The following is a 610-nucleotide window of genomic DNA, read 5'->3' on the forward strand; positions in this document are numbered from 1 at the left end:
GGTGTGGCGGGCAGTGCGGATGGTGACGGCCAGCGAGATCCGGGACGGGGCGGTCCCGGCATGCAGGGCAGCGTCGACAACGATCTGTCGCGCGGCCTGGTAGACGACGAGCAGGCCGAACAGTTCCTGCAGGGCATCGTCGGTGTGGTGTGAGTGCAGCACGCGGTCCGACCCGCGCAACGTGACCTTCAACCCGAAGTACGCGGTTTCCGCCTCCCACCTGCGGTGGTCAGGGCTAGCCCCAATACCAGTGATTTAGGAGTCTCAGGTGCGTGGGACCTTCACTGGTGGGTTGATCGGGGCTGTTTTGTGGTGTGGGGCGATGGCCACGGCTTCGGCTGGGTCGAGTGTGGGCTGCGGCCAGAGTCGGTGTGTGGCGCGTTTGACGCCGAAGTTGGACATCTTGCGTTTGACGACGCGGGCGTTCGAGCGCCGGCGGCGCGGGGGCAGCAGGTGCCGGGCTGTCTCCCGTATCCCGTCGGTGAGGGCTGTGGCCAGGCGGTCAGGGGGAAAAGGCCGCCTGCGCGGCGACTTGACGTCGGCCGGGGCGGATGGTGCGGGTGAAGGAGAGCCGGTCGGTGTACGTGTCGGCGTCCCGAGAGGCGGTATG

The sequence above is a fragment of the Kitasatospora sp. NPDC058243 genome (genome assembly GCF_042882025.1).
GTDB lineage: Bacteria > Actinomycetota > Actinomycetes > Streptomycetales > Streptomycetaceae > Kitasatospora.